Here is a 2,324-nt window from a genome sequence, read left to right on the forward strand (position 1 = left end):
CCCTACCTGCACGCCGACCTGTTCCGGGAGCACGAGTTGCGGGCGCCGAAGGGTGTGCTGCTCTATGGCCCGCCCGGCTGCGGTAAGACGCTCATCGCGAAAGCGGTGGCGAACTCCCTGGCCAAGCAGGTCGCGGCGGCCCGGGCCAGCAAGGACCCGTCGGGTGCGCCGCAGCCGTCGGAGGCCAAGTCCTACTTCCTGAACATCAAGGGTCCGGAGCTGCTCAACAAGTTCGTCGGCGAGACCGAGCGGCACATCCGGATGATCTTCCAGCGGGCGCGTGAGAAGGCGTCCGAAGGCACCCCGGTGATCGTGTTCTTCGATGAGATGGACTCGATCTTCCGAACCCGGGGCAGCGGTGTGTCCTCCGACGTGGAGACCACGATCGTGCCTCAGTTGCTCAGTGAGATCGACGGTGTGGAGGGCCTGGAGAACGTCATCGTCATCGGTGCGTCCAACCGCGAGGACATGATCGACCCGGCGATCCTGCGACCAGGCAGGCTCGACGTGAAGATCAAGATCGAGCGGCCGGACGCCGAGGCGGCGAAGGACATCTTCTCCAAGTACCTCACCACCAGCCTCCCGATCCACGACGAGGACCTGGCGGAGTTCGCGGGCGACAAGCGCGCCTGCCTCGACGCCATGATCCAGCACACCGTCGAGCGCATGTACGAGGAGACCGAGGAGAACCGCTTCCTCGAGGTCACCTACGCCAACGGCGACAAGGAAGTGCTCTACTTCCGCGACTTCAACTCCGGCGCGATGATCCAGAACATCGTCGACCGGTCCAAGAAGGCGGCGATCAAGTCGGTGCTGGAGACCCAGCAGCGCGGCTTGCGCGTGCAGCACCTGCTCGACGCGATCGTCGACGAGTTCGCCGAGAACGAGGACCTGCCCAACACGACCAACCCGGACGACTGGGCACGGATCTCGGGCAAGAAGGGCGAGCGCATCGTCTACATCCGCACCCTGGTGACCGGCAAGAACCAGGATTCGGGTCGGGCGATCGACACGGCCACGAACACCGGCCAGTACCTCTAGTCGAGTTCGGTGTGGGGCCCCGCGTGCGCGCGGGGCCCCACCCATACTCATGGGGTGCGATTCACCCTCGGTCTGGCCGCGCTGGGCAGGCCCGCCTACCTCAACCTCGGCCGCGACCTGCCCGCCAACCGCGCCGTCGAGACCCTCCGATCGAGGACATGGGATGTCCTGGACGCCGCCTATGAGGCAGGCGTCCGCCGCGTGGACACCGCACGCTCCTACGGCCGCGCCGAGGAGTTCCTCGCCTGCTGGCTCGACGCGCGCGGCCACGACGACGTGACTGTGTCGTCGAAGTGGGGCTACACCTACGTCGGCGCTTGGCGCATGGACGCCGAGGTGCACGAGGTCAAGGAACACTCGCTCACCCGGTTCCGGACACAGTGGTCCGAAAGCCGCGCACTGCTCGGCTCGCGGATCGCGCTCTACCAGGTGCACTCGCTGACCGCGGACAGCCCGCTGTTCACCGACGAACCACTCCTCGACGCCCTCGCCGAACTCGCCGATTCCGGCAGGCGGCTGGGTTTCTCCACCTCAGGCCCCGCCCAAGCCGACGCCATCCGCCGAGGCCTGGCCCTGGAGCGCGGGGGAGTGACGATCTTCACCGCCGTCCAGTCCACCTGGAACCTCCTCGAACCGTCGGCGGGCCCCGCCCTGGCCGAGGCGCACCGGGCGGGCGCCCACGTCGCGATCAAGGAAGCCCTGGCCAACGGCCGACTCGCTGTCGAACCGCCGCCCGCGCTTCCCGAACCCTCCGACGCGGTCGCCTTGGCCGCGGCCCTGGCTCAGCCCTGGGCCGACACCGTGCTGATCGGCCCGGTCACCCGCGCCCAACTCGTGTCGAACCTGCGCGCCGCCGCACTGGACCCGATCGACCTGCCGGATCTCGCCGAACCCGCCGCCGAGTACTGGGCGGCCCGGTCGCGGCTGCCGTGGACTTGAGGCGGGCTTGACCCCTCCGCCCGGCTGCCGTCTCCGGCCGGTAGGTTTGATCGACAGCCCCCTTCGCGAAAGGACGCTCGTGCGTCGTGTGCAGGCGCTGGCAGGCGCCGCCGTGCTCCCCGTTCTCCTGGCCACGGCGTGCTCTGACCGCCCGAACGACCTCTACACGTACTACGACGACCCTTCCTCGGTCACGAACGTGCCCCCAAGCCCGACCCGGCCGAGCGCGACCACAACGACGACAACGACGACCCAACGCAAACCCGACCCGTCGGCGGCCGCGTTGACCGCCGTCGACCTGGCAGCCGAAGAGGTCCAGCCCGACGGCGCCCCCAAGACCGCGG

General features: G+C 68.7%; 2 protein-coding genes and 1 pseudogene. All 3 read left to right on the top strand.

From position 1 onward, the window contains the following. A partial coding sequence (gene arc, locus ACRDSQ_RS10700) for a proteasome ATPase (RefSeq protein WP_431420700.1) occupies window positions 1-1,041 on the top strand: 1,041 nt, incomplete at its 5' end. 54 nt (window positions 1,042-1,095) lie between these two features. Beyond that, entirely contained in the window at window positions 1,096-1,980 is an 885-nt protein-coding gene (locus ACRDSQ_RS10705; protein WP_431420701.1) for an aldo/keto reductase, read from the top strand. 79 nt (window positions 1,981-2,059) lie between these two features. Beyond that, window positions 2,060-2,324, top strand: a pseudogene (locus tag ACRDSQ_RS10710) (hypothetical protein); the annotation flags it as partial.

Source organism: Actinokineospora sp. (genome assembly GCF_050699995.1).
GTDB lineage: Bacteria > Actinomycetota > Actinomycetes > Mycobacteriales > Pseudonocardiaceae > Actinokineospora.